This is a genomic window from Streptomyces pimonensis, from assembly GCF_041380215.1.
Lineage (GTDB): Bacteria > Actinomycetota > Actinomycetes > Streptomycetales > Streptomycetaceae > Streptomyces > Streptomyces pimonensis.
Genome location: NZ_JAHWZY010000103.1, coordinates 1 through 1575 on the forward strand (window position 1 = coordinate 1; position 1575 = coordinate 1575).

The following is a 1575-nucleotide window of genomic DNA, read 5'->3' on the forward strand; positions in this document are numbered from 1 at the left end:
GACGGCATCGGCGACCTGAAGGGCCTGACCGCCAAGCTGGACTACCTGCAGTGGCTGGGCGTCGACTGCCTCTGGCTGCCGCCCTTCTTCAAGTCGCCCCTGCGCGACGGCGGTTACGACGTCGCCGACTACACCGCCGTCCTCCCCGACTTCGGCGACCTCGCCGACTTCGTGGAGTTCGTCGACGCGGCCCACCAGCGCGGGATGCGCGTGATCATCGACTTCGTCATGAACCACACCAGCGACCAGCACCCGTGGTTCCAGGAATCGCGGAAGGACCCCGACGGCCCCTACGGCGACTACTACGTGTGGGCGGACGACGACAAGCAGTTCCAGGACGCCCGGATCATCTTCGTGGACACCGAGGCCTCCAACTGGACGTACGACCCGGTGCGCAAGCAGTACTACTTCCACCGCTTCTTCTCCCACCAGCCGGACCTCAACTACGAGAACCCGGCGGTCCAGGAGGAGATGATCTCCGCGCTGAAGTTCTGGCTGGACCTGGGGATCGACGGCTTCCGCCTGGACGCGGTGCCGTACCTGTACCAGCGAGAGGGGACGAACTGCGAGAACCTCCCGGAGACCCACGCCTTCCTGAAGCGGGTGCGCAAGGAGATCGACACGCAGTACCCGGACACCGTGCTGCTGGCCGAGGCCAACCAGTGGCCGGAGGACGTCGTCGACTACTTCGGCGACTACGCCGCCGGCGGCGACGAGTGCCACATGGCGTTCCACTTCCCCGTCATGCCGCGCATCTTCATGGCCGTGCGCCGCGAGTCGCGCTACCCGGTCTCGGAGATCCTGGCCAAGACGCCGGCCATCCCCTCGGGCTGCCAGTGGGGCATCTTCCTGCGCAACCACGACGAGCTGACCCTGGAGATGGTCACCGACGAGGAACGCGACTACATGTGGGCGGAGTACGCCAAGGACCCCCGCATGCGCGCCAACATCGGCATCCGCCGCCGGCTCGCCCCCCTGCTGGACAACGACCGCAACCAGATCGAGCTCTTCACCGCCCTGCTGCTCTCCCTGCCGGGCTCGCCGATCATCTACTACGGCGACGAGATCGGCATGGGCGACAACATCTGGCTCGGCGACCGCGACGCGGTCCGCACCCCGATGCAGTGGACCCCCGACCGCAACGCCGGGTTCTCCTCCTCCGATCCCGGCCGACTGTTCCTGCCGACCATCATGGACCCGGTCTACGGCTACCAGGTCACCAACGTCGAGGCCGCCATGGCCTCCCCGTCCTCACTGCTGCACTGGACCCGCCGGATGATCGAGATCCGCAAGCAGAACCCCGCGTTCGGCCTCGGCTCGTACACCGAGCTGCCCTCCTCCAACCCCGCGGTCCTCGCCTTCCTGCGGGAGGCCCCCCCGAGCGGGGAGAACGAGGACGACCTGGTGCTCTGCGTGAACAACTTCTCGCGCTTCGCCCAGCCCACCGAACTCGACCTCAGCGCCTTCGGGGGACGGCACCCGGTCGAACTGTTCGGCGGGGTGCGCTTCCCGGCCGTCGGCGACCTGCCGTACCTGCTGACCCTCGGGGGACACGGCTTCTACTGGTTCCGGCTC

The 1575-nt window shown here is 67.6% G+C and carries 1 protein-coding gene; it reads left to right on the top strand.

Translation table 11 applies throughout. From position 1 onward, the window contains the following. On the top strand, positions 1 to 1575 hold a 1575-nt coding region (treS, locus tag KYY02_RS33515), incomplete at both ends, for a maltose alpha-D-glucosyltransferase (RefSeq protein WP_371244818.1).